This window comes from Rhodoglobus sp. G.S.4 (genome assembly GCF_056619605.1).
Genome location: NZ_CM152748.1, coordinates 532,115 through 554,631, shown reverse-complemented (window position 1 = coordinate 554,631; position 22,517 = coordinate 532,115). Strand labels below are relative to the sequence as shown.

Sequence of the window (22,517 nt, the reverse complement as noted above, 5' to 3'; positions counted from 1 at the left end):
ATTTGGGAGCCCAGAATGGGTCGGCGGGTTTTTCGAACCCACTTTCCCGGAGCGCGTCCAACGAGACGAGAGCCCGGATGAGCACACCAGAGCAGCAGGCACAGCTGGAGAAGCTGATGCGCCATGCGCTGTCGTTGGCGAGCCACGGGCCGATCACCGGCGGCAACCCCCAAGTCGGTTGTGTTCTTGTCGATGCTGCCGGCGAGATCGTGGCCGAAGGCTGGCACCGCGGTGCTGGCACTCCCCACGCCGAAGTGGATGCTCTCGCCAAGCTGAGCGCTTCTACACGCAACGGCAACGCTGCGGGCCTCACCGCCATCGTCACTCTCGAGCCCTGCAACCACCACGGCCGCACCGGTCCCTGCGCTCAAGCCCTCCTCGATGCTGGCGTGAGCCGCGTTGTGTATGCGGTGTCAGATCCTGGGCCGCATTCCGCTGGCGGTGCCGAACGGATCCGCAACGGTGGCGTCGAAGTGATCGCCGGTGTCGCCCAGGCCGAGGCCGAAGAGTTTCTGCACTCGTGGCTGACTGCTGCGCGGCTGCAGCGTCCGCATGTGACCGTGAAGTGGGCATCCACCCTCGACGGCCGTGCTGCGGCCGCCGACGGCACGAGCCAGTGGATCACCGGCACCGCCGCCCGCCAGCACGTGCACGAGCAACGGGCGCGCGCCGATGCAATCGTCGTGGGTACGGGCACAGTACTCGCCGATGACCCGAGCCTGACCGCGCGGGGCGACGCCGGCGAACTGCTCGAGTCGCAACCGCAGCCGGTGGTACTCGGTCGGCGCGAGATTCCGGCGGATGCACAGCTGCGCCAGCACCCCGCAAAACTGCGTCAATTTGACGGGCGCGACCTCAACGCCGGACTGAGCGAACTGTTTGAGGCGGGCATCCGTCGTGTCTTCGTTGAAGGTGGCCCGACTGTCGCGAGCGCTTTCATCGCTGCGGGGCTTGCGGATGAACTGCTCATCTACCTGGCCCCGAAACTGTTGGGCGGCCCCAAGGTGGCGCTCGGCGAGCTCGGGGTATCGACCATGGCTGAGGCGAAAGACCTCAGCATCACTGAACTTCGCCCGCTGGGCAATGACGTGCTGATTGTCGCCCGCCCGGCGGCAGAGACAGGAGCGTAACCATGTTTACCGGAATCATTGAGGAGCTCGGCGATGTCGTCGAATTTGCGGCGACCGATGATGGTGCGCGTCTGACAGTTCGCGCTCCGAATGCGGTGTCGGATGCCGGCCACGGTGACTCGATCAGCGTTAGCGGCGTGTGCCTCACCGTTGTCGATAAGGGCCCCGACTGGTTCACGGCTGACGTCATGGGCGTCACCCTCGACATGAGCACGCTTGGCTCGCTCGCTGCCGGCGCCCGCGTGAATATCGAGCGCGCCTTGCAGGTCGGCGATCGCCTCGGCGGCCACATCGTGCAGGGCCACATCGACGGAACGAGCACGGTACTGAGCGTCACCGATGAGGGTAGCTGGAGCATCCTGCGCTTCAGCCTTACCGAAGAGCTGGCCCCGCTGGTTGCCCGCAAGGGTTCGATCGCGGTGCACGGCGTCTCGCTCACGGTGAGTGCTGTGGGGCGCGACTGGTTTGAGGTCTCGCTGATTCCCGAAACTCTCACCGCAACAACGTTGGGAGCGCTCGCTGTGGGCGACTCCGTCAACATCGAAACAGACATCCTGGCGCGCCATGTGGCCCGGATGGCGGAGTTCACCGACGCTGATCAGCGTCACGAAAGGAGCGGGTCATGAGCCTCGCCACCATCCCCCAGGCCATTGAAGCGATCCGCGCTGGTCGCCCCGTCATCGTTGCTGACGATGAGGGCCGCGAGAACGAGGGCGATGTCATCATCTCCGCCGAGCTCGCCAGCCAAGAATGGATTGCTTGGATGGTCCGCCACTCCTCGGGCTTCATTTGCGCCCCGATGACCAACGAGATCGCTGACGCACTCGCGCTGCCACCGATGGTGTCGGTGAACGAAGACCCCCGCGGCACTGCCTATACCGTCTCCGTGGATGCCGCGAACCGTCTCAGCACCGGCATCAGTGCCTCTGACCGGGCTCACACCCTGCGAGTGCTGGCCGATCCGCTCTCGATGCCATCAAGCCTGCACCGCCCCGGCCACATCCTGCCGCTGCGCGCGGTCGATGGTGGCGTGCGTGAGCGCGACGGCCACACCGAAGCATCCGTCGACCTCATGAAGCTCGCCGGGTTGCGCCCCGTTGCGGCGATCTCGGAGATTGTGCTCGACTCAGGCGAGATGATGCGCCTGCCCGAGCTGATCGAATTCGGCGCCCGTGAGAATGTGCTCGTCATCACGATCCTAGAGCTCATGCGGTGGCTCGAAGAGAACCGTTGCGACACCATCCCGGCACCGATCGAACCGATCCCGGAGATGAGTCGCGTGCAGTTCGAAGTCGAGACGACGATCCCGACCGTGCATGGCTCCTTCACCGTTCGCGCCTACCGCGATAACTCGACGGGCGCCGACCACGTGGCTTTTATCGCGCCAGGAACACTCGAGCACACGGGCGATGGCCCCACTCTCGTGCGCGTGCACTCCGAGTGCCTCACGGGTGAAGCGTTCGGTTCGCTCAAGTGCGAGTGTGGCCCTCAACTCGATTCTGCGCTCGAGACTATCCAGCGTGATGGTGGCGCTGTGATCTACCTGCGCGGCCACGAAGGTCGCGGTATCGGACTCATCAACAAGCTGCGCGCCTACCGCCTGCAAGAAGATGGGCTCGACACTCTCGACGCGAACCTGGCCCTAGGCCTACCTGCTGATTCTCGCGATTATGGGGCCGCTGTCGGAATCCTCAAGGATCTCGGAATTTCGACGGTCAGCCTGCTCAGCAACAACCCCGAGAAGAAGCGTCAGCTCGAAGAGCGCGGCGTGATTGTCGGCGATCTCGTGCCGCTCGTTGTGGGCGTTGGCGCCAGCAACGAGGGTTACCTCGAAACGAAGCGTGACCGCATGGGTCACCAACTCCCCTCCACCGCCGTGCTCAATGAAGCACGACTCACCACGAAAGGCCTCTCATGAGTGGCGCAGGATCCCCCGAAATTGTTACCGACGCAACCGGCCTCAAGGTCACGATCATCGCCGGGCGGTGGCATGAGGTCATCACCAATGGGCTGCTTGCCGGCGCCCACCGCGCCCTCGCCGCAGCGAATGCCGAGGTGACCGAAGTGCGGGTTCCCGGCAGCTTCGAGCTGCCCGTCGCGAGCAAGGCAGCCCTGGATGCTGGGGCGGATGCCGTCGTTGCGCTCGGCGTCATCATCCGTGGTGGAACACCCCACTTTGAATACGTGTCGGATGCCGCCACCAGCGGTCTCACGCAAGTATCGATCCTGACCGGCAAGCCGGTGGGCTTTGGCGTGCTCACGCTCGACGACGAACAGCAGGGCCTCGATCGTGCTGGGCTAGAAGGCTCGAAAGAGGACAAGGGCGAAGAAGCCGCCAACGCCGCTATCGCGACCGCGGTGCTATTGAGGCAGCTTCGCGGGGAGTAACTGTCCGGGCCGGTCGGTTCCCCGCCCCTCACGCTTGCAACCCACTGAAATTGATGAAAGCTTTAGTACTCGATGGCTCGGTAGTCCGGGCGTACCTGCCGGATGCCTAGTTCTGCCGCAAAGTGCTAAGGGGATTCTTTGAAGAAGAGCGAGGCGTGGGGAATCAGTGGAATCGCAACTGGTGCGGTGTTCGTACTGGTCGCTGGCCTCCTCACGATTCAAGCGTCGGGGCTTGCGGCCGGCGCGCAGTATGCGCTCAACAATTCCCTTGCTTCGATTATTACTCCACGCGTTCCTTACCTAATGATGGGCGCCCTCGCGGTGCTGAGCGCCGCGGTTGTCTTTTCCCTTACCGTGGCCATGCGAAACCGTTCCGCTGTCTCGCGGATGGCATTCACGAGCGGTTTTAGCGCCGCGACACTGCTCCTCATCATTGCGTCTTTCGCCTTCGCTGCCACCGGCATGACGCCGGAAACCCCAATGATTGGCGTAGCGCCGGGATGGCAAGGCTGGCTGAATCGCGGAGGGAGCAGCTCCGCCGTTCATCTAGTACTTCTTCTGTCTGTTGGCTTGCTATGGCTGCACTCCAAAAGCCCCAAGCCCACACATCGTGACGCAACAGCGTCAATGCCGAGGCCCATTAACATCCCGCTGAGAAGTGCAGCCTGGGGCATCTACGGGATGCTGCTCGGAGTGGTGTTCGTCTTCATCATCGGCTTGCTCAGCGCTCAGGTTGTAGCCCGAAAGCTGGGCGCAATTCTCGATCTCAACAATATGGTGACGGCAGTTTCCTCATCCACCGTCCCATTCCTGCCGATGATTGCGATCGCTGTGCTGAGCACCATTGTGACGTTCTTACTGACCGTGGCGGCGAAAAACAGGCTCAGACGATTCCGGGTGGCATTAGTGGTGGGGTTTAGCTCCGCGACAATACTGCTGCTTTCTGTTTCGTTCCTACTTGGTCCGTTGAGGGGACCGAAGGTTGGCGCGTCGGTAGGGATCGAACCAGGGTGGGTCGGCTGGTTGGCGGAGGGCAGCATTAATTCCGCTGTGCCCGTGGTCTTGCTTATCGCGGTTGGATCGCTGTGGCTGTATTCGAGCTCCGCGAAGACCACTCCCGACCACTAGCCGCTTCACAGGGCTAAGGCTGAGCCGCACGTCCTCCGAAAGCTTCGCAACCGGGGATGACCCGGAAGCCAGACGCTAGGCTCGACGCATGAAGGATCGCTCGTGACCGAACCAGTACAGCCGCCTCCTCGCCGCTTTCCGCGCCGCGTCTACGGAGTCGGCACAGAACCGGATGCCCGTTTCAGCCTGGCGAACGAGCGCACGTTCTTGGCATGGATCCGCACTGCCCTCGCGCTGATCGCTGCGGGTGTGGCGCTGGAGGCATTCGTATTGCCGATCGCTCCGGGGTTCCGTTTGGGCGCATCCGTGCTGCTGATTCTGTTGGGCGTACTCGCGCCGATGCAGGCGTGGTTCGGCTGGATGAAAGCCGAGCAGTCGCTGCGTCTCGGACGCCCGCTGCCCTCCCCCAATCTTGCTGGCCCCATCGGCGGCGGCGTTGTCGTGGCCGGGCTGCTGCTCGCGATCGGTACCCTCCTCCAGTGACGCGCGCCTTCGACCGCCCCTTCGATGCCGGCCTGCAAGCGGAACGCACCGCCCTCGCCTGGCAACGCACCGTGCTGTCGTTTGCCATTGCCGCGCTGGTCTCTGCCCGGCTCCTGCTCAACACCGTGAGCATCGGAAGCTACGCTGTTGCCGCTCTCGGCCTCATCATGACCGCCGTGCTGTTTTGGGTCGGGCACCGTAGATACCGCGCCGTGCATACGACACTGGTGCAGGCATCCACCGACCGCATTCGTCTGGCAAGCGCGGCACCGCTCTTTCTCTGGGCGCTGGCCGTGTTTGTGCTTGCCATCCTCGGTGCGGTGTTCGCCGTGATCGGGATCTTCTTCGCCTCCTAGCGCTCTCCGGGGAGTAGCAACCGGTCCACAGATACACCGGATGTTGTACGCAGCGCCCAGACAGAAGGCTTAGTGTTTTAGAGGCTGATTGCTGATGCCGATGTCGCTGATTTTCCGCGGCACCTTCGCCCTACATTTTTGGGACAACGAGAAATCTCATGAGCTCGACTTCACACACCTCTGCTCCTCGTCGCGGACGTTCTGCATCACGCGACAACGCCGATGACGGCCCTCGCGCCAAGTTCAGCGAACTGTTTCCCTACCTCCTGGAACATCGCAAAGTTTTGATCTTTGTGATCATCCTGAGCATCCTCGGCGCCGGCGCTTCGCTGGCTCAACCCCTGCTCGTCAGCCAAGTCATCACGATCGTCGAGGCAAACAAATCGCTCGGCACGCTCGTCTGGTTGCTCGTCGGTCTCGTCGTCGTCTCGGGCCTCATCAGCGGCTATCAGCACTACCTCCTCCAGCGCACCGGTGAAGGTGTCGTGCTCTCCAGCCGTCGCCGTCTAGTGAGTCGGATGCTCAATCTCCCCATCTCAGAGTTCGACCGTCGCCGCACCGGTGACCTCGTCTCGCGCGTCGGCAGCGATACGACCCTGCTGCGCGCTGTACTCACGCAAGGACTCGTCGAGGCAATCGGTGGTTCCATCACCTTCGTTGGTGCACTCATCGCGATGCTCATCATCGACCCCGTGCTGCTCGGCCTCACCGTGCTGGTGGTTGCCATCGCCGTTGTCACCGTCACAACGTTGTCGAAGCGCATCCGGATTGCGAGCCAGCGGGCCCAGCGCAAGGTCGGCGATCTGGCGGCTGCCGTAGAACGCGCCATCTCTGCGGTTCGCACGCTGCGAGCATCCAACGCCACTGAACGTGAAATTGAGGCTGTGAACGAGGATGCCCTCGGTGCCTGGAAGATGGGCATCAGCGTTGCGAAGATCTCGGCCCTCGTTGTTCCGATCGCGGGGATCGCTCTGCAGGTCTCGTTCCTGGTCGTGCTCGGCGTTGGTGGCTACCGTGTCGCCAGCGGTGCGATCACGGTCGCGAACCTGGTGGCGTTCATCCTGTTCCTCTTCCTCATGATCATGCCGCTCGGCCAAGCCTTCGGCGCGATTACTGCCGTGAACCAGGCTCTTGGTGCCCTTGGTCGCATCCAAGAGATCATCAAGCTGCCCAGTGAGCTCGAGTCAGATGCCAACGTCGTTGCCGTCGCCAGCGTCGAATTGGATGCCGCGATCACTTTCGACAACGTCGAATTCTCGTACCCCCGCGATTCGGTACTTGTACAAGCTGAAACCGAACTGGCCGAACTCAAGCACGCCGGCACCGAACCCACAGGCGAAGAAATCGACCTCACCGTTCTGCGCGGAGTTAGCTTCGCCGTCAACCGTGGCGAGCGCACCGCCATTGTTGGCCCATCGGGCGCCGGCAAGAGCACCATCTTGGCCCTCATCGAACGCTTCTACGACCCAACGGGTGGCGTTGTGCGTCTGGGCGGCGACGACCTTCGCGGTCTTAACCGTGAAGAGCTGCGCGCGCAGATCGGCTACGTCGAACAGGACGCTCCCGTGCTCGCGGGCACCATCCGCCAGAACCTACTGATCGGTGCCCCCAACGCGACCGACGAAGAATGCATCAAGGTCATCGCTGCCGTGAACCTCACCGCTGTGCTCGACCGCAACCCTGCCGGTTTGGATGCCGCGGTCGGCGAAGACGGAGTAATGCTCTCCGGTGGAGAACGTCAGCGTCTCGCGATCGCCCGCACGCTGCTCGCGGCTCCCCCGATTCTGCTGCTCGACGAATCGACCTCCAGCTTGGACGGGCTCAACGAGCAGATGCTCCGCGAAGCCATCGACGCTGTTGCCGAGAACCGCACCCTCATCGTGATCGCCCACCGCCTTTCGACGGTCGTTGATTCCGACCAGATCGTCGTGCTCGACAAGGGCAAGGTTGTTGGCGTCGGCACTCACTCCGAACTCGTGAAGTCGACCCCGCTCTACAAGGACCTCGCCAAGCACCAACTGCTCGTGTAGCGGCTCGCGGGTGTACTGCTTCGGCCGTGCGCCCGCCTGCTAGTGCGCCGCAGCTCTGTGCTGCCGGTGCAGGTCTGCCGCAGCCGCTACTCCACCGCCAGCGCGAACATCGCGACCGCAGCGGTCGCGGCAACATTCAACGAATCGATGCCGTGACGCATCGGAATCTGCACGATCGTGTCAGCGGCAGCGATAGCCTCGCAGGTGAGACCGTGGCCCTCGGTGCCGAGCACGAGCGCAACCTTCGCGGGAGCATCCGCCGCATAGTCACGCAGCGACACCGCACCGTCTTCGAGCGCTAACGCCGCAATCTGAAATCCGGATGCCGTGAGCAGCGTACGAATGTCAGTCCAGTTGCCGATGCGGGTCCACGGCACCTGCAGCACGGTCCCCATTGAGACACGGATTGCGCGCCGGTAGAACGGGTCGGAGCACTGCTCGGTGACGAGCACCGCATCCGCCCCGATGCCGGCGACCGAGCGGAAGATCGCGCCGACGTTGGTGGGATCAACGACGTTTTCGAGAATGACGATGCGGCGAGCATCCGTCAGCAAAGCCTCGGGAGTCGGCAGGGGCGGGCGATGCATCGACGCGATCACTCCGCGGTGCAGCACGTAGCCTGTCAGTTCGGCGAGCAGCGATCCACCGCCCGTGAAGACCGGTACGTCGTCGCCGACAAGCTCAACGATCTCTTCTACGGAAGTGTCGAGGGCAAGCACTGAGCGCACGCGATGGCCAGAGCGGAGCGCCCGCTGCAACACGAGCGACGACTCAGCGAGGTAGAGGCCGTGTTCAGTTCCTCTCGCCTTGCGCAGAGCAACGTCGGTCTGGTGCGAATAGTCAGCAAGCCGCGGATCGCTGAGCTCGGTGACGGCAATAATCGGCACTCTAGATGACCCGAGCGGTGCGAATGAGAATAACGGTGCTGCCATCGGCACGCTGACCACTGGCCGCTTCATAGCCGGGCCCGGTAAGGGAATCGACACCTTCGTAGAGCACCAAATTGTCGAGCCTGAGCGCATCCGCTTCCGACGCCCACGAGAGTGCTGGAGACACCCGATAGTCACCATTGAGTAGTGGATCCACCTCGCCAGCGCTCAAGACAACGGTTGCGGAAAGCAGCCCGGTGCCATCCACCCGCTCATACTCGGCGGCGTCAATCGTTGCCGTCGACGGCAGATCGATTCCCGAGAACGAGGAAATCTGTTCAATAGTGAGGTCGCTGCATGGTCCGGCTGAGGCATCGCACATCCCTGCGCGGTCAGGCCAGATTGCGGTAAGAACCGCAGCGCCGCCGGCGACCGAGAGTCCGATGAGAAGCCCAAGACCGATGAGAACAGCAAGTAACCGCAGCCCCAAATTCTTGCTCGGAGGCAGCACCTCCGATTCGGCGATGAAGCCAGGAAGGGTCAGCTCTTCGGCGTCACTCATCATCGGACACAAGCGTGATGCCCGCCTCACTCATCGTCTCAAGAGCAGCAGCGCTCGACTCCGGCGCAACTCCCGCAATCAGATCAGTGAGCACTCGGACCTCACGGCCCGTGGCTGCGGCATCCAGCGCTGAGGCGAGCACGCAATAGTCAGTCGCAATTCCCGCAACATCAATTCTGTCGATTTCTAGGCGATCGAGCAGGGCAGGCACAGGCTCACCGTCGTCCGTAACGCCCTCGAAGATTGAGTACGCAGGCACGCCCTGCCCCTTGCGCACATGAACAGTAATCTGCCCGGTGTTGATCGCCGGATGATACTCGGCACCGGTAGTGCCAGCGACACAGTGAACAGGCCAGGTGTCGACGAAGTTGGGTTCGGCGTCGGTCGCAAAATGGCCACCGTTGTCATTATTCGCATCGTGCCAGTCGCGGGAAGCAACCACCACGGCGTAGTGCTGCGCATGTGCCCACAGATACGTGGTGATATCGGCCGCGACGGCAGCACCACCCGCAACGCCGAGGGCCCCGCCCTCAGTGAAGTCGTTTTGAACGTCAATAATGAACAGTGCGGCAACCACACTTCAAGTCTAGGTTGCTCTCGCTAGTAGTTGGAGAGATTGTTTCCACACGCGTAAACCCCGGCGACGAGATTGTCGAGCGCAGTGCGAGCGTCGCTCGAGATGCCCTCGCCGATCGCATAAAACGCGAACGCCAACTCAGTGCCGTCTGCAGCATTCACGACACCGCCGAGCGAATGTTCTTGATTAGTCCAACCTGACTTCGCTACAACCTGACCGGATGCCGCAGCAGAATCCCCCACAAAGCGGTTGTACAGGTCACCGCTCTCACCGCCAACCGGCAGCATCGCGAAGACGGCGGCAATCGCCCCATTCCCCGAGGCGCCCTCAGACATGAACTGCGTGACAAATACCGGCGGTACCTGATTCTTGGGGCTGAGACCCGAGCCGTCGGCGATGGTGATCGTCGAGGTGTCTTCGAGTCCAGCATCTGTCAGAGCGCTAGAGAGCGCCTGGGTGAGGGAGGATGCCGACCCGTTGAGATTGAGCTTCTTGGAGACAAGTCGTGCCAAAGACTCTGCGAGGGAGTCATCGCCGCTGAGCAGCATTTGTTCCACAAGAATGCTCACCGGCTGCGATTTCACTTCAGCAAGAACAGTGCTGCCAACGGCGGCACTTTTGGTGAAGGAGACAGCGGGAAGTCCGGCGGCCTGCGCGAACGCTTCGCCGGCAGACTGTACGGGGTCAGTGCCGCGCGGACTGATCGCAATTGTGGGATCGGCCCGATCGCCATTCACCATGAGAGCGGTCACCGCGGAATGATATCCGCCTGTGCGCTCCCGCTCCGGCCAGTCTGCGTTCCACGCGTCGCTGGAGTTCCACAGCGTGGAATCGAGCACGATCTGCGTGATGGGTGTCGCCGGGTGAAGCTCGTCATAACGTGTCATAGCCTGCGAGGCCAGATCGGAAATTTGAGGGGCATCGCGGTAGAACGACGCGTTCGTCGTCGCGAGTGTCGGATCTCCGCCACCCACCAAAACAATGGTTCCCGGTGTCGAGCCGTCGATCACTTTCGTACTGATCCGAGTGTCAGGGCCGAGTGCTTGCAGGGCGGCAGCGCCCGTAAATGCGGTCACAATGTGCGCGGGGATTGCCGCTTCTTTTCCTGAGCGACTCCACAGCGCCTCACCCGTTGCGGCATCCGTAACTATGCCAACCAGGCTGGGAAAAGTTGCTACTGTCGCAAAGTTTTCTACTGAACAAGTGCGCACCGTAGTTCCCGCGGGTGTAACATCCGGTTGGCTCCGCTGCTCAGCAGTGACTTCGTCTGGGGTGACATCATCTGCCGAGTTGGCGGAGCCAACCGAAATTCCGGCGAATACTGCTCCAACTCCAAGCAGTACAAAAACTAGTGCCGCGACCGTCACCGTGAATGCGGTGGGGTGTTTGGCGAACAACGCCCGGATTCCTCCTGGCGCCTTCGGCTCACTGCTAGCTGATTCAGTCACCCGGTTATAGTACCCGGATGCCCGAATCAGCTTGTGCGAGTGGGCCTAGCACCACGTCCATCGTGCTGCGGCGCGGGTGAAGCTGTATGGTTCATCGATTCCACCGTGCGTCATAGCGAAAGCGATACAAGCGCCTGCGGTGCTGGCACCCGGGCGGTAAAGCGATGCCCGGTGCGAGCTGGATGCCCACCACTTGGATGCCACCGTCGCTCCGCTGTTTCCTGAACCTCCTGCGAGGTTTCCGTCACAACCGCGCGAAGGAACACCATCGGCACGTGTGCTTCCCATGTGACCCCAAGCGTCGAGCGGGTTCGAGCTTGGCGACTCCGCCATCCAGAAGAGACGCTCTTCCATGCAGGAGTCGTAGCGGAACTTCGACAGCGCGATTGGCTGCAAGCAGTTAGCGACGCGGATCGAGTTATAGGTGTAGGCGAAGGATGCAAGGTCGCCCGATGTAGTGCCGGGTACACCCTGCGATGAGCTGCGGCTTGGTGCACCAGGTACGCCACCACCAACGTTACCGGGACAAGACTGGCCGGCTGCGGCATACACTGCACGAATTTGAGCGATGGATGCGCTGCCTCCGATTGCCGCTGCAACGACGATTGGCTTCGGCTTGGGCACTGCCTTCTGCGCGAGGTGCTCAGAGTCGACGGTGAGCGCTTTGGCTTCTGATTTAAGCTCTGCCGCCAATGATGCTTCAGTGACACGTTCAACGCTGGCGATCGCAATCGCGGTCGTCGATTGTTCGATCGGACCAGTTGCGGTCGATGCGAACAACGGTGAGCGTGCTGCCGCGTTTGCGGTTGCGCTGTCAGTGAGACCCGGTCCGCCTCCCCCGACGAATGGAACTACCCCAACAAGTACGACAGTAAATGCCGCCGTTAACCACGGAACTCTCCCCATGAAAATCGTCCCCCAGACGAATGATTGGACGCAGTTCCCCCTGCGTCCTAGGCCCAAAACTAGGCGTGAAGTTCCCGATTTGCAAGGAAAAAACCCCGGAAACATGCGGAAATACCCGTTAATGGGGGGTCTGGGTGACGCTTCTATCCTCCCTTTGGGGGACAGGTCCGTGGCCCAAATTCAGCATGAGGAGCTTGACTGCGAGTTGACCCAAATCGGGCCGAGTCCACGACTTTGCTCGAGCGTGAAGAGCGGGCTTTCGCTATTTAGGTCGCCTTAGTTGAGCGTCCACAACCGCATCGTGAACTTTGCGGATCATGATTCAGACGGCCCGTCTGCACGCAAGTGTCGCCAGAGTTCCCGCTGAGCCATGAGGGCCAATTCTCGCAACAGCGGCTCATTCAGGTCGCCGTCGTGGCTCCGGGCTCGTGTGTCTATGACGCAGAGAGCCCCAATCCGGACGCCGGAGGGCGCCTCTATCGGAAATCCTGCATAGAAGCGGATCTGGGGGCCGGAAGTTACCAGCGGATTATCGCGAAAACGCGCATCCGCAAGCGTGTCAGGGATGACGAAGATGTCGCCGAACTGGATAGTGGTTTCGCAGAGCGAAACGTTGCGTGGCACTTCCCCCAGCTCAGGGCCGGATTGGGCAAGATTCCATTGAGAGTCTGGGCCGAGGACGGTAATGAGAGCCGTTTGGGCCTGAAACGCGCTTTTCGCTAGCGTGGCAATGCGATTAAGGCTGAGAGTGAGGTCATTGTCGTGAGGAGCAGCGGAGAGAAGGTCGACAGCGAGCTGGCGAGCACTTTCCTCCCCCGAAATCGGAGTGCCGGTATCACGGGTGTCGCGCGGAGCACCACCAAGATGGTCGACGATCTCGGGGGCGAGCTGTGATGCCCAACGCGCGTACTCCTGCCCTGTCCGATATCGGTCGTCATTTAGGGGAGAATCCTGAGCGGAAGGAGGCTGCAGCGGCAGGTACACGGCACGTGGTTCGAGCGATGTCAGATCCACAGTCGCCTGGTTGAGAAGGCGCGCATGAGCATCAGCTATCGCGCTAACCCTGGCGCTAAAGAGGGGGATGGACTCGATGGGCTGAATGCCCACAACAAAAAGTGGCGAATCCATCGGGAAACTGGCCACAAATCCATCCATCATTTCGCGTATCCGGCTTCTCCACTGCCTCGGCGGCGTAAGAGTCAGAGCGTCGTTTACCCCGACCGTGACAATCACAGCGTCGTAGCGATGGGAGGGAACGGATGTCATCGCATCGAGAGCGCTGGCAGCATCCATACTCGGATCCGCGATGACATCTACCGTGAAGCCGTGCCCGGTCAGATTCGACAGGGCACGGGCGAGGGCACCGGGCAGGGCGAGCTCGTGACTGGTGACCCCCCAACCAACTGCTGGTCCAGACCCCACGAGGAGCAACCTCTGGCTGTTCGCGCCCCGTGCGTGCCCGCTGGGATGGTCGGTGGGGCTCGGAAGATCCCGAGCACGTCTCTCTCCCGCTGCGACGCCCGCGCGCAGAACGAATGAGGAAAGCCAGCTTCGTACGGCGCCCCCTGGCGACGTGGTAGCAACCGGCGCTACTGTCCTGTCGCGATCGAAGACTTCGATAGCAGCCTCAGCGGCGCCAGTAAACGCAACGGATTTAGCAGTGGGGACGTTCTTGCGCATGACAAATAAAGTTTCAGTTCAATAACCCGGCCAACCTTTGTGAGGTTCCGTGGCGTAGCATCGCCGGTTCACACCGGGTATGCCGTTTAGATGGATGCGAACGCGGTCATCTCTGTAGAGTCGCGCCGGAATCGCATGTCGTTGGTTAACCTAATCCTAAGCAGACCTGCTGGTGATTTCATCCACACGGGTAGCCCCAGTTGGGGACGGGGCACACCCCAAGGGCATTGCTCGACTATCGACGATTGCGAGAAGACTGAGCCCGGCGCATTTCGCGTTCGGCATCGGCTGCCGCGGCCTCTTCTGGGGTCGGGGCTGTTCCCCCGAGCTGGCGTGGCTGCCACCACTGCCCGGTTCCCTCAAGCGGATAGTTCTGTTGCGCCTTTTCAAGGAGACGTTCCATGGTTGCCTTGAGTTGCGCGGTTGCGGCATTCGCGTCATCCGCAACCGACACCATGATGGGCTCACCGACGACCATCATGATGGGAACACCGATTCGCTCGCGCAGTGTGATCTTGCGGTTTTTGGTCATGAGGCGTTGCCCACCCCACACCGCGAGCGGAATGAGGGGCACCCCGGCTTCAGCGGCCAATCGCACGGCGCCAGTCTTGAAATCACGAATCGTGAATGATGCGCTCACCCCGGCTTCGGGAAAGACTCCGATCAATTCGCCAGACTTCAGTGCTGACACGGCCGCGGCATATGCGCTTGCTCCCGCCTTCATATCGACCGGGATGTGCTTCATGTTGCGCATGAATGACCCGACCACCCGTTTGTCGAAGACACTCTTCTTCGCCATGAAGCGGATGCGGCGGCGGTTATGCAACCAGGTCGCCCACTCGACGAGAGCAAATTCCAGATACCCAAAGTGGGTCATCGCTATGACGGCACCGCCCGTATCGGGCATATTCTCCGCCCCGATAACGGTGCGACGCACCCGGAGGGCACCAAACATTGCGCGACCAGCGCCAATCGCTGCGGTATAGATCGGCTCATTTCGGTACTTCATAACCCGAGTTTAAGAGACGGGCATGGGAGCTTGCCTGACAAGCCTCGAAATCGGCGAACTGGCGACGAGCTGCACTCTGGTGGAGCCGCCTGTCAGAATCGAACTGACGACCTTCTCATTACGAGGGAGAGTAATCGGTTGCGCTGGACTCCGCTTAGTACTGCTTAGCCCCGAATTCTCGGGCGGCGCGCGGCTTCTGTTCCGCTGGACTTTGCTCCACCGCGATGTCATAAGGTGCACGATAGGGTGCATCCATCGCCTCGGCTAGCGCCGCCTCACGCGCCTCGAGCGGATGCACGTACGTTCTGTATGTGAACCCTGCGTCGGCATGCCCAAGGTTCTTCGCCACGACCGCGACGTCGCCGCCAGAATCCTGAATCATGTGAGTCGCCGCAGTATGTCGCGACTTGTAACGGCGCACCTCTGAAAGGCCAGCCGCGGTCAGGAGCTTGCGCCATGCGTTCGTGTCGGTGTGAGCTCCGATCGGGCGACCGTTGAGTTGGGAGAACATCAAGGCGACAGGATTGCCCTCGAACTCCCACCCGAGCCACTCGTCGCCGAGTTCAGCACGCAGGAGCATCTGCTCCGTCTTGTGTTCGATCAACATTCCGACGAGGGATTTCGGGAGGCGAATGCGCCGCTCCCCCGCATCCGTCTTTGGTTCTGACTGCAAGTAGAGTCCCTTGCCCGTGGCACGCAGAAGCTGGTTTCGGATCGTGAGCGTTCCGTTCTTGGGGTCGAAGTCGGGCCACGTGAGACCGAGCGCCTCCGCTGGCCGGAGACCGATCTTCAGGGCAATATGCCATCGGGCCTGGTTGTATCCGGTCGCGGCCTTGAGGATGGCATCTCGGTCATCGCGCGAGTACGCCGAGGTGTTCGGTTTGCTATGTGCTTTGAGTTCCACCCGCGCGGCTGGGTTGAAGGTGAGATGACCGCGAAGGAACGCCACGTTCAGGGCTGTCTTCAGTGGTGCGAGATAGCGGCGCTGGGATGACGGTTTCACACCAAGGTCAGACACCCACTGCTCGATGCGCTCAGCTGTAAGAGTGTCTATTCGGATGTTGCCCAACTCTGGAACGATCTTCTCGTCAATGACCCACTTGTGCATTGCATACGTTGTCGGGCGCACCTTTGCGACGTTCTCAAGCCAGTGATTCATCCACTGCCCCACAGTTGGCACCTTACCTGCGACCAATCGTCCATCATCACGCCGATTGAGAAGCTCGCGCTTCTTTTGTGCGGCCTCGGCCTTCGTCTTCGCGGAGAAGTACTTTCGCTTGCCGTTCACGGTGACATAGCCGCGATATCCACCGGCGGCTTTGAAAGCGGAACCCTCCCCCTTCGCCGCGCGACTCATGTCTGGGCCACTTTCATGTAGGCGAGAAGAATCTCGGCCGTAACCCGAAGCTCGATGGCCCACTCGCGCGGGTCCTTCGACCAGGCGGTTACATCGTTCCATTGTTCGGGAGTGATCAGGTTGAGCGCGGCGCCTGCGTCAGCGCGTCGCTCCTGCCGCAATGACCACACGCCAGTGGTGTGACGGTCATCATGAATATGGTGCAGAATCTCGTGTGCGAGCACTGAGCGCTCGGTTGCGACGGTCATGCGCGGCCTAAGTAGAACGAGATCTCGCCCGGGGACGTAGAGCCCGTGACCAGTTTTGAGACGCTGATACTCGACTTGCAGCCCCAGGCTCTCGGCGTGTTCGTGGGCATCATACTTCGCCCCCCTCTTCGAACTCATTTACTTCCTTTACCCCACTGTCAGCCACAGCACCCAGTTCGAGTGCTTCCTTCTCAGTCATCACATCTTTCTGTATGGGGGTGACATTTCTTCGGGATTCCCACACTGGGTGGTCGGAGCCAACAGGAGTCTCAAGCATCTCCGACTCTCCCTCTTCGATTCGCCTCACAATTTCTTGTGCCAGCTCAAGTTCTGTGAACTCTTGAATCTGCAAAAGACGCGGGGCCGTCGCGCTTAGGTCTACGTCATCGAGTTCCAAATAGCCGGCGGCGATGAGTGCGTTGATCGGGTTCACCCCGTACGCGCGAGCCACATTGGCGACCTGTCGGGGTTTGGGTTGCAACTCCGCGTTGAACCATCTGCTGACTGTTGAGGCCGGTATTCCGGTCTTTTGGGAGATCAAGTTCCCTGCGTCGCCGTTCGTGATAGCCCGCAAGTACAGTCCCCATGAATTTTTTGTGCTCACGTTGCACCATATTAACCGCAAGTGTTGCACGCATGCAATGACTTTTCATTGCTTCATTGCCGAATTTGCTGGACTAGCGATGCGACACGCCGATTGCGGTAATGAAATCACCTTGCAATGTCGGTTCTTGCGCGTATTCTTGCACTCATGGAATCCAAGCGCGTTACTGCAATCGAGCCGAGACTCGAGTTGAACCGGGCAAAGCTGGATGAGCTTCGCAAGGCGAACAGCATCACAACTGAGGCCGAGCTCGCGAAGATCATCGGTGTCTCACCTGCAACGTTGTGGCGAATCACGAACCGCGAGTCGGTTCCGTCGAACGGTTTCATTGCGCGTTTGAAGATTGCTTTTCCTCATGTGGCCCTTGAGTCGTTGTTCGACGTGGCCACAGAGCCTCGCCCCCAGTTGGTCGAGAAGGCGTCGTGACCATCGAAACGGTGCGCCTCTACTCGGTTGCTTCTGCCGCGGCTCACCTCGAAGTTTCACCGGACTACATCTACGACCGGATCCACAGCGGCGATCTAGCTGTGACAGAGCTCGGCTCAGGGCGTCCGAAGCAACGCATTCGTGCCGATGTTTTGCAGGCGTTTATTGACGCGCGCACTTTCGGACGGAACACGTAACCAAACACTCGCCAAAGAAGAAAGCCCCGGGTGCAACCGGGGCCATGACACGAAAGGTAAACCCAATGTCAACCACTGAGATTAGCATCTTCCGCCACGAGGGAGTGGATATCCGCGTCGTTACCGTCGATGGCGAACCATGGTTCGTCGCAAACGATGTTGCTCGCATCCTAGCTCTTGGCAACCCTCGTTCGTCCCTCGCTCTTCTGGATGACGACGAGAAGGCCGTCCACCCGTTGGACACCCCCGGTGGCGTGCAGTGGGTCAAGGTAATCAACGAGACGGGATTGTATTCGTTCGTTCTGCGGTCGCGTAAGGCTGAGGCTGTCGAATTCAAGCGCTGGCTTACTCGTGAAGTTCTCCCTGCGATTCGCAGAACGGGAGGGTACAGCCGTTCCGAGGTCAACGCTCTGCCGCAGTCCTACGGCGAAGCACTCCGAATGCTCGCTGATGAGGTGGAGGCGCGCTCTGCGCTGGCCGCGAAGGTTGAGGCTGACGCCCCGAAGGTCGAGTACGTCGAAACGTTTGTCGACCATGACGATGTGGTGCTGTTCCGTGTCGCAGCGAACGAGCTCGGCGTTCCCGAGGGAGATATGCGGAACCGGCTACTCGCTGCCGGATGGGTTTACAAGACCCTCATCGGTACGCGGTGGTCGAAGTCAGCCGGGCGTGATGTCAAGGAGTACGAGTATCGGGCGGCTGCCGCTCATGCGGACAAGTTCCGGTCGATGCCGCAACATAATGCGCCGCGGCATCACAACGGGCAGGTGAGGACAACCCTGTACATCCGTTCTGCAGCGCTTCCTGCGATCCGGCGGCGTGTGCTGTCGAACTTGTCGGCGGTGACGGCATGAGTCCCGCAATTTCTGTTTCTGATTCTCGTTTTGAAAGGCACATCATGAAGAAGGTTCTCTCGACAGCCGCGACTGTGGTCTTGGCTGCAGGTCTGACGGTGGGCGTTGTTGCCCCAGCATCAGCTCACACAGGCGATATGAACGTGCAAGCGGTCTGCAACACAACCACTGGCCAGTATGACTTCACCGCGACGTTGGCCGTCTCACGGTCGGGCGAAAAGCCCGGCAAGGTTGCTGCGCGTGTGGGTACGTCGGAGTTCGACGGCACCCCTCGTAGCGATAAGGGCATGGATTTTGTGACCGAAATTCAGGGTGACGGTGTTTACGCCCTCCCGGGTTTCTCGCTTCCTGGTACGACGACTGGTGCTGGCCCGTGGGTGTACGCGTATACGACGTTTGCTTCCCCAGAGACGAAGAACTCGTTCGGTTCTGATGGTCAGTTGCGGTACGAACTCGCGGGTGACTGTGTGGTGCCGAAGCCTGACCCGAAAGAGCCGCTAATCGAGTTTGGTGAGTGGTCTGAGGAAGCGATCGTGTGTGGCGCAACAACGGTTGTCACGAAGCGTGAGGTACACACCACGACGTACAGCTACGACCCGGTGACGAACTCCTACATTGCGGTCGAAACGGTTACGACCGTGGAAGACAGCACACGCGAGCTGACACCCGAAGAGGTTGAACAGAACCTATGCCCGACACCACCTGTCCCGCCGACTGATATTCAGTTGCCCACTGTTCCGGTGGCGGAACTTGCCAGAACCGGAACAAACCTTGCTATTCCTGCTGGTTTCGCATCGCTGCTTCTTTCGGTTGGTGCGTTCCTGATTCGCAGGAAGGTACGAGCATGAGCCCGATGGAGATTGCTGCGCCTGGTGTGGTGCTGTTCGTGCTGCTCATCGGTGTGCCTTCGATCGCGGCGGGGATAAGTCTGCACCGAGAGTCGGTTCGTCGGGCTCGTGCTGCACAGGAGGCTCGCTCGTGAGCCGCCGGATGTACACGTGTGAGCATGGCGAGTTCGTGCCAGCACCGCAGGGTTATTACCGTCTCGCGCCGGTGCTTCTCGTGGGCACCATCTTCCTCGGTCTGAACGTGACCGTCTCGGCGGGGTTCGCACTCCTCTCTATGGGAGTGACGTTGTGATCGATCCCATGCAGCAGATTTCTGAGGTTTTGGTGGGCGAAAAAGTGATGCGTGAATCACAGTCCGCAGAACTCGACAGCCCAAAACGGCGTTCAACATTCATCTCCATCACCGGACAACGCGTCAACGTTTGGCGAATCCTTTCAAGAGATCCCGACCGTGACGAAGATAACGAGGGTGTGCTCGTGGAAGAAACCTCCGATCACTACTTCGTGCAACGCGACGGAGACGCATTCGTTTCCCGATTCGAGAAGAAAAACCGCCACGGGGTTACCGCATACCGGATCCACAAACTCCACGATCCGAGCTCCTAATGAAAACCAGGTGCGTGATCGACGCAGAACAGCTACGTCGCGCCTCCACCCACCGCCGCCGCGCCAAATGGGTGCCTCGGTTCTGGTGGCTGGTACTGACCGTCTACGTCACCGCCAGCACCACTGTTCTAATCCTCCAATTTGAAAGGCACCTCCCATGACTAAAGAACTCACTGTCCGCAATCTCTACGGCATCCGTGGAGAGATCACCCACCGCACCGACAGCAACACCATCGTTATTACCGGCAAGAACCGTGCAGGGAAGTCCAGTTTTGTGAACGCATTCGGGCACATTTTCGCGCACAAAGCGATCAAGGGTGCACCGGACCCTGTACACGAAGGACAACTCGAAGGCGAAGCAACCTACGTCGACCACGACCTCGGACTGTCATTCACCCGCAAGTGGAAGAACGGCAAAATGTCCGCCGTCGAAGTACGTGCCCTCGACGGCGCCAAGTACCAGGACGGCACCGCGATCCTGAAAGAACGCATCGGAACTGTGATTGTCGACGTTGCCGAGTTCCTTGCGATGGATGAAGCGAAACGCCGCGAACTGATTATGGCGAAGTCCACGTTCCCTGAGGGGTTCGACATGGTTGCGTTGTCTGCTGAGCAAGCGCGGGTGGAGTTGGCGCGTACGGATGCGAACCGGGAGAAGTCTCGCCTTGAGGGTGCGTTGTCTCAGTTGGTGCCGCCGTCGAAGGAAACCCCCGATGTGGAGGTGTCCGCTGCGGACATCCTTGCGGAGTTTGAGAAGGCCCGCGAGCACAACGCTGCTCTGGACGTGAAGATGAGCGAGCTTGAGCGCGCACAATCAACGCAGGAACTCGCCGAAGCAACAGTTGTTCGCGCTGAACAAGCTCTCACTGAGGCACGGGAACACGCTGAGACGGTCACAAAGACCGCAGCCGACTTGCTCGCCGAATACACGGCAGGGCCGGAACGTATCGATACCTCCGCGATCAGTACCCGCCTTGGCGAGGTTGAGGAGATCAACGCCAAAGTTCGTGCGAAGGCTGAGCATTCCCGTGCGAAAGCCGCGTACGATGCCGCCGCTACTGAGCACACGTCTCTTGACGAGAAACTCAAGACGGTGAAGAAAGCCAAGTTCGAAGGTTTGGCGTTGGCGAAGTTCCCACACCCAGCACTGTCCGTCGATGACGAGTTCGTGCTCCTCGACGGCACCCCGTTTGTGAACGTGAACGCTGCCGACCGGGAAGTTGCTGCTATTGCGGTCGCGATTTCAGGTGAGCACTCTGATGAAGAGCTGTGCCTGGTCATCATCAAGAACGGTGACGCTCTCGACCCGACCAGCCTCACGAAGATTGACCAGATGCTCACTGAGGCGCACTTCACGGGTCTGATTGATCGTGGCCGTCCGGACATGCCTGCTGTGGCCGGTATTGATGTGCTCGAACTCGCTGATGGGCAGGTCGCAAAATGAGCGCCGGTGAGCCATTACTCCAAGATCACGCGACCTCGTTTGTGCAAGTGCTGGGATCCGCAGTTCGAGTGCTTCAAGTTCAGAATGAACCGTGGTTCATCGCGGCCGATGTTGCGCGTGCGCTCGACTTGCCGACCGTTTACTTCCACCGCACCTATGACGCTGGAGATGAACGTTTCGAGGTAATCGAAACGTCGGGAGGACGACACCGGGCTCGTCTCGTGTCGGTACACGGTCTACTCCAGGTTGCCTTTTCGATGCGGAAGAAGACATTTCTTCCCGAACGGCGTCGAGCTTTCATAACGGACGTACTGGCAATAAATTCCCAGTTCACATCCACTCGCCCGAACCGGATACTCGCCTCCGACATCGTCGCAGTTGCACCAGTGGTGCCCGCATGATCGCCGCGACTGAAGCACCGAGCGCCTACGCCGTCGCTGTTGAAGCTGCCTGGACAGTAGACGCGGACATCGTCAGCATGCAGACGACATATAACACCGATCTCGCGAAGTTGAAGCTGCTACGTGCGCAAGCGCAGCAGATCATCGACCACGCCGAGCGTGGTGGAGATGCCGAGTCTTTCGTTGTCGCTCAACGGGTTCTTGAGGTTCGATGGGGTCGCGTGCTGGGAAAGCAACAGCGGTACGGCGACTCTCCTCGCACTGGCCCCGTCAGAGTAACTGGCGAAGTAATAAGCCAGATCAATGCGGCAATCGAGGAGCTTCGCCGTGACGGCGACTACATGACGCATGGATATTTCGGCGTGAAGTCTTACGACAGGTTCCCCTCGCAGATCGAGAATCACCCGTATAACTGCGGGCCGCGACACGGAAGCATCTGGTTCAGCATCGGATTCCAGCACCCGTACCGCGACGCTGAGAACCGCCCAAGTGAAGATGAGCGACTCGCGTGCATCCGTTATCTCACAGCCGTTCGCGACAACCCGGCACTGATGGGCGGTGAGTCAGCATGAGCGCCGCGACCAAGCGAACTCAAGATGAGCTTGTGGCGGAGCTGACCCTCCGTTTCGGCGAAGACCCGCAATCGTGGGCGTTTGTATGCCCATCTTGCGGCGACGTTGCGACGGCGGCTGACTTCCGCGCCGCTCTCGACGCCACAAACCGAAAGGACGAGCACGCGAGTGACCACCTAGGCCGGATCTGTATTGGCCGGATCCTTGGTGTGCTCAAGCGCGACGCGAAGTACGAAGGTCGCGGCTGCGACTGGGCGGCGTTCGGCCTGTTCTCCGGCCCTGAGTTCGTCGTCATGGACGACGGCCGTGAGGTTCCGTCTTTCGCGATCGCTCCGGCACCGGTCGAAGGGCTTGCAGCATGATCGACCTCGAGTACGACGCCTATGACATGGAC

29 protein-coding genes are annotated in these 22,517 nt (G+C 60.6%); 19 read left to right on the top strand and 10 right to left on the bottom strand.

Features of this window, described 5'->3' with window-relative positions; translation table 11 throughout:
* Positions 1-77: 77 nt before the first annotated feature.
* From ribD to AC061P_RS02750, 8 genes are all read left to right on the top strand, one after another.
* Positions 78-1,130, top strand: a complete 1,053-nt coding sequence (gene ribD / locus AC061P_RS02785; protein ID WP_449648304.1) for a bifunctional diaminohydroxyphosphoribosylaminopyrimidine deaminase/5-amino-6-(5-phosphoribosylamino)uracil reductase RibD — start codon at positions 78-80, stop codon at positions 1,128-1,130.
* A 2-nt stretch (positions 1,131-1,132) separates the two neighbouring features.
* Positions 1,133-1,756, top strand: a complete 624-nt coding sequence (locus AC061P_RS02780) for a riboflavin synthase (protein WP_449648305.1) — start codon at positions 1,133-1,135, stop codon at positions 1,754-1,756.
* On the top strand, positions 1,753-3,048 hold the full coding sequence (gene ribB / locus AC061P_RS02775; RefSeq protein ID WP_449648306.1) for a 3,4-dihydroxy-2-butanone-4-phosphate synthase: 1,296 nt from the start codon (positions 1,753-1,755) through the stop codon (positions 3,046-3,048). The genes AC061P_RS02780 and ribB overlap by 4 nt, the downstream gene beginning before the upstream one ends.
* The gene (gene ribH, locus AC061P_RS02770; RefSeq protein ID WP_449648307.1) at positions 3,045-3,518 is read left to right on the top strand and encodes a 6,7-dimethyl-8-ribityllumazine synthase; all 474 of its coding nucleotides are present in this window, start codon (positions 3,045-3,047) and stop codon (positions 3,516-3,518) included. Before ribB ends, ribH begins: the two co-directional genes overlap by 4 nt.
* A 138-nt stretch (positions 3,519-3,656) precedes the next feature.
* Entirely contained in the window at positions 3,657-4,646 is a 990-nt protein-coding gene (locus AC061P_RS02765; RefSeq protein ID WP_449648308.1) for a hypothetical protein, read from the top strand.
* 102 nt (positions 4,647-4,748) lie between these two features.
* Positions 4,749-5,129 (top strand): YidH family protein, encoded by a 381-nt coding sequence (locus AC061P_RS02760; protein ID WP_449648309.1) that lies wholly within the window; start codon positions 4,749-4,751, stop codon positions 5,127-5,129.
* Positions 5,126-5,485 carry a DUF202 domain-containing protein gene (locus AC061P_RS02755; protein WP_449648310.1) on the top strand — a complete coding sequence of 120 codons (360 nt, stop codon included), beginning with the start codon at positions 5,126-5,128 and terminating at the stop codon, positions 5,483-5,485. Before AC061P_RS02760 ends, AC061P_RS02755 begins: the two co-directional genes overlap by 4 nt.
* A 158-nt stretch (positions 5,486-5,643) precedes the next feature.
* Positions 5,644-7,515, top strand: a complete 1,872-nt coding sequence (locus tag AC061P_RS02750) for an ABC transporter ATP-binding protein (protein ID WP_449648311.1) — start codon at positions 5,644-5,646, stop codon at positions 7,513-7,515.
* Positions 7,516-7,601: 86 nt separating this feature from the next.
* On the opposite strand, the gene AC061P_RS02745 is transcribed toward AC061P_RS02750, so the two are convergent.
* From AC061P_RS02745 to AC061P_RS02700, 10 genes are all read right to left on the bottom strand, one after another.
* Entirely contained in the window at positions 7,602-8,402 is an 801-nt protein-coding gene (locus AC061P_RS02745) for a TrmH family RNA methyltransferase (RefSeq protein WP_449648312.1), read from the bottom strand.
* A gap of 1 nt (position 8,403) precedes the next feature.
* Positions 8,404-8,946 carry a hypothetical protein gene (locus AC061P_RS02740; RefSeq protein ID WP_449648313.1) on the bottom strand — a complete coding sequence of 181 codons (543 nt, stop codon included), beginning with the start codon at positions 8,944-8,946 and terminating at the stop codon, positions 8,404-8,406.
* Positions 8,939-9,523 carry an isochorismatase family protein gene (locus AC061P_RS02735; protein ID WP_449648314.1) on the bottom strand — a complete coding sequence of 195 codons (585 nt, stop codon included), beginning with the start codon at positions 9,521-9,523 and terminating at the stop codon, positions 8,939-8,941. Before AC061P_RS02735 ends, AC061P_RS02740 begins: the two co-directional genes overlap by 8 nt.
* Before the next feature lie 23 nt (positions 9,524-9,546).
* The gene (locus tag AC061P_RS02730; protein ID WP_480391772.1) at positions 9,547-10,971 is read right to left on the bottom strand and encodes a D-alanyl-D-alanine carboxypeptidase/D-alanyl-D-alanine-endopeptidase; all 1,425 of its coding nucleotides are present in this window, start codon (positions 10,969-10,971) and stop codon (positions 9,547-9,549) included.
* 45 nt (positions 10,972-11,016) lie between these two features.
* On the bottom strand, positions 11,017-11,877 hold the full coding sequence (locus AC061P_RS02725; protein WP_449648316.1) for a hypothetical protein: 861 nt from the start codon (positions 11,875-11,877) through the stop codon (positions 11,017-11,019).
* 315 nt (positions 11,878-12,192) lie between these two features.
* The gene (locus AC061P_RS02720; protein WP_480391771.1) at positions 12,193-13,557 is read right to left on the bottom strand and encodes a diguanylate cyclase; all 1,365 of its coding nucleotides are present in this window, start codon (positions 13,555-13,557) and stop codon (positions 12,193-12,195) included.
* A 235-nt stretch (positions 13,558-13,792) separates the two neighbouring features.
* Positions 13,793-14,566, bottom strand: a complete 774-nt coding sequence (locus AC061P_RS02715) for a lysophospholipid acyltransferase family protein (protein ID WP_480391770.1) — start codon at positions 14,564-14,566, stop codon at positions 13,793-13,795.
* A gap of 154 nt (positions 14,567-14,720) precedes the next feature.
* Positions 14,721-15,923 carry a tyrosine-type recombinase/integrase gene (locus AC061P_RS02710; RefSeq protein ID WP_480391769.1) on the bottom strand — a complete coding sequence of 401 codons (1,203 nt, stop codon included), beginning with the start codon at positions 15,921-15,923 and terminating at the stop codon, positions 14,721-14,723.
* Positions 15,920-16,309: an ImmA/IrrE family metallo-endopeptidase gene (locus AC061P_RS02705; RefSeq protein WP_480391768.1), complete on the bottom strand. Its 390-nt coding sequence runs from the start codon at positions 16,307-16,309 to the stop codon at positions 15,920-15,922. The genes AC061P_RS02710 and AC061P_RS02705 overlap by 4 nt, the downstream gene beginning before the upstream one ends.
* The gene (locus tag AC061P_RS02700) at positions 16,281-16,622 is read right to left on the bottom strand and encodes a hypothetical protein (RefSeq protein ID WP_480391767.1); all 342 of its coding nucleotides are present in this window, start codon (positions 16,620-16,622) and stop codon (positions 16,281-16,283) included. The genes AC061P_RS02705 and AC061P_RS02700 overlap by 29 nt, the downstream gene beginning before the upstream one ends.
* A gap of 300 nt (positions 16,623-16,922) precedes the next feature.
* On the opposite strand from AC061P_RS02700, the gene AC061P_RS02695 reads away from it, so the two are divergent.
* The 11 genes from AC061P_RS02695 to AC061P_RS02645 all read left to right on the top strand — a co-directional run bounded on the left by AC061P_RS02695 (position 16,923) and on the right by AC061P_RS02645 (position 22,485).
* The gene (locus AC061P_RS02695) at positions 16,923-17,201 is read left to right on the top strand and encodes a helix-turn-helix transcriptional regulator (protein WP_480391766.1); all 279 of its coding nucleotides are present in this window, start codon (positions 16,923-16,925) and stop codon (positions 17,199-17,201) included.
* The gene (locus AC061P_RS02690; protein WP_480391765.1) at positions 17,198-17,398 is read left to right on the top strand and encodes a helix-turn-helix domain-containing protein; all 201 of its coding nucleotides are present in this window, start codon (positions 17,198-17,200) and stop codon (positions 17,396-17,398) included. The genes AC061P_RS02695 and AC061P_RS02690 overlap by 4 nt, the downstream gene beginning before the upstream one ends.
* Positions 17,399-17,463: 65 nt before the next feature.
* Positions 17,464-18,252, top strand: coding sequence for a BRO family protein (locus AC061P_RS02685; protein ID WP_480391764.1), 789 nt, complete (start codon positions 17,464-17,466; stop codon positions 18,250-18,252).
* A gap of 44 nt (positions 18,253-18,296) precedes the next feature.
* Entirely contained in the window at positions 18,297-19,100 is an 804-nt protein-coding gene (locus tag AC061P_RS02680) for a hypothetical protein (protein ID WP_480391763.1), read from the top strand.
* Positions 19,097-19,234 (top strand): hypothetical protein, encoded by a 138-nt coding sequence (locus AC061P_RS02675; protein ID WP_480391762.1) that lies wholly within the window; start codon positions 19,097-19,099, stop codon positions 19,232-19,234. The genes AC061P_RS02680 and AC061P_RS02675 overlap by 4 nt, the downstream gene beginning before the upstream one ends.
* Positions 19,231-19,392 (top strand): hypothetical protein, encoded by a 162-nt coding sequence (locus tag AC061P_RS02670; protein WP_480391761.1) that lies wholly within the window; start codon positions 19,231-19,233, stop codon positions 19,390-19,392. The genes AC061P_RS02675 and AC061P_RS02670 overlap by 4 nt, the downstream gene beginning before the upstream one ends.
* Entirely contained in the window at positions 19,389-19,706 is a 318-nt protein-coding gene (locus tag AC061P_RS02665; RefSeq protein ID WP_480391760.1) for a BTB/POZ domain-containing protein, read from the top strand. Before AC061P_RS02670 ends, AC061P_RS02665 begins: the two co-directional genes overlap by 4 nt.
* A 157-nt stretch (positions 19,707-19,863) precedes the next feature.
* Positions 19,864-21,150 (top strand): hypothetical protein, encoded by a 1,287-nt coding sequence (locus AC061P_RS02660; RefSeq protein ID WP_480391759.1) that lies wholly within the window; start codon positions 19,864-19,866, stop codon positions 21,148-21,150.
* Entirely contained in the window at positions 21,147-21,551 is a 405-nt protein-coding gene (locus AC061P_RS02655) for a BRO family protein (RefSeq protein ID WP_480391758.1), read from the top strand. Before AC061P_RS02660 ends, AC061P_RS02655 begins: the two co-directional genes overlap by 4 nt.
* Positions 21,548-22,123 carry a hypothetical protein gene (locus AC061P_RS02650; RefSeq protein WP_480391757.1) on the top strand — a complete coding sequence of 192 codons (576 nt, stop codon included), beginning with the start codon at positions 21,548-21,550 and terminating at the stop codon, positions 22,121-22,123. The genes AC061P_RS02655 and AC061P_RS02650 overlap by 4 nt, the downstream gene beginning before the upstream one ends.
* Positions 22,120-22,485 carry a VVA0879 family protein gene (locus tag AC061P_RS02645; RefSeq protein ID WP_480391756.1) on the top strand — a complete coding sequence of 122 codons (366 nt, stop codon included), beginning with the start codon at positions 22,120-22,122 and terminating at the stop codon, positions 22,483-22,485. Before AC061P_RS02650 ends, AC061P_RS02645 begins: the two co-directional genes overlap by 4 nt.
* The last annotated feature ends 32 nt before the right edge of the window (positions 22,486-22,517 follow it).

What these genes read in the sequence shown, in the direction of transcription:
- AC061P_RS02645 (WP_480391756.1), top strand. Translation starts at nt 22,120, where the DNA reads ATGAGCGCCGCGACCAAGCGAACTCAAGATGAGCTTGTGGCGGAGCTG.
- AC061P_RS02725 (WP_449648316.1), bottom strand. Translation starts at nt 11,877, where the DNA reads ATGGGGAGAGTTCCGTGGTTAACGGCGGCATTTACTGTCGTACTTGTT.
- ribD (WP_449648304.1), top strand. Translation starts at nt 78, where the DNA reads ATGAGCACACCAGAGCAGCAGGCACAGCTGGAGAAGCTGATGCGCCAT.
- AC061P_RS02695 (WP_480391766.1), top strand. Translation starts at nt 16,923, where the DNA reads ATGGAATCCAAGCGCGTTACTGCAATCGAGCCGAGACTCGAGTTGAAC.
- AC061P_RS02655 (WP_480391758.1), top strand. Translation starts at nt 21,147, where the DNA reads ATGAGCGCCGGTGAGCCATTACTCCAAGATCACGCGACCTCGTTTGTG.
- AC061P_RS02720 (WP_480391771.1), bottom strand. Translation starts at nt 13,557, where the DNA reads ATGCGCAAGAACGTCCCCACTGCTAAATCCGTTGCGTTTACTGGCGCC.
- AC061P_RS02750 (WP_449648311.1), top strand. Translation starts at nt 5,644, where the DNA reads ATGAGCTCGACTTCACACACCTCTGCTCCTCGTCGCGGACGTTCTGCA.
- AC061P_RS02685 (WP_480391764.1), top strand. Translation starts at nt 17,464, where the DNA reads ATGTCAACCACTGAGATTAGCATCTTCCGCCACGAGGGAGTGGATATC.
- AC061P_RS02680 (WP_480391763.1), top strand. Translation starts at nt 18,297, where the DNA reads ATGAAGAAGGTTCTCTCGACAGCCGCGACTGTGGTCTTGGCTGCAGGT.
- AC061P_RS02675 (WP_480391762.1), top strand. Translation starts at nt 19,097, where the DNA reads ATGAGCCCGATGGAGATTGCTGCGCCTGGTGTGGTGCTGTTCGTGCTG.
- ribB (WP_449648306.1), top strand. Translation starts at nt 1,753, where the DNA reads ATGAGCCTCGCCACCATCCCCCAGGCCATTGAAGCGATCCGCGCTGGT.
- AC061P_RS02705 (WP_480391768.1), bottom strand. Translation starts at nt 16,309, where the DNA reads ATGAGTTCGAAGAGGGGGGCGAAGTATGATGCCCACGAACACGCCGAG.
- ribH (WP_449648307.1), top strand. Translation starts at nt 3,045, where the DNA reads ATGAGTGGCGCAGGATCCCCCGAAATTGTTACCGACGCAACCGGCCTC.
- AC061P_RS02780 (WP_449648305.1), top strand. Translation starts at nt 1,133, where the DNA reads ATGTTTACCGGAATCATTGAGGAGCTCGGCGATGTCGTCGAATTTGCG.
- AC061P_RS02710 (WP_480391769.1), bottom strand. Translation starts at nt 15,923, where the DNA reads ATGAGTCGCGCGGCGAAGGGGGAGGGTTCCGCTTTCAAAGCCGCCGGT.
- AC061P_RS02740 (WP_449648313.1), bottom strand. Translation starts at nt 8,946, where the DNA reads ATGAGTGACGCCGAAGAGCTGACCCTTCCTGGCTTCATCGCCGAATCG.
- AC061P_RS02650 (WP_480391757.1), top strand. Translation starts at nt 21,548, where the DNA reads ATGATCGCCGCGACTGAAGCACCGAGCGCCTACGCCGTCGCTGTTGAA.
- AC061P_RS02660 (WP_480391759.1), top strand. Translation starts at nt 19,864, where the DNA reads ATGACTAAAGAACTCACTGTCCGCAATCTCTACGGCATCCGTGGAGAG.
- AC061P_RS02715 (WP_480391770.1), bottom strand. Translation starts at nt 14,566, where the DNA reads ATGAAGTACCGAAATGAGCCGATCTATACCGCAGCGATTGGCGCTGGT.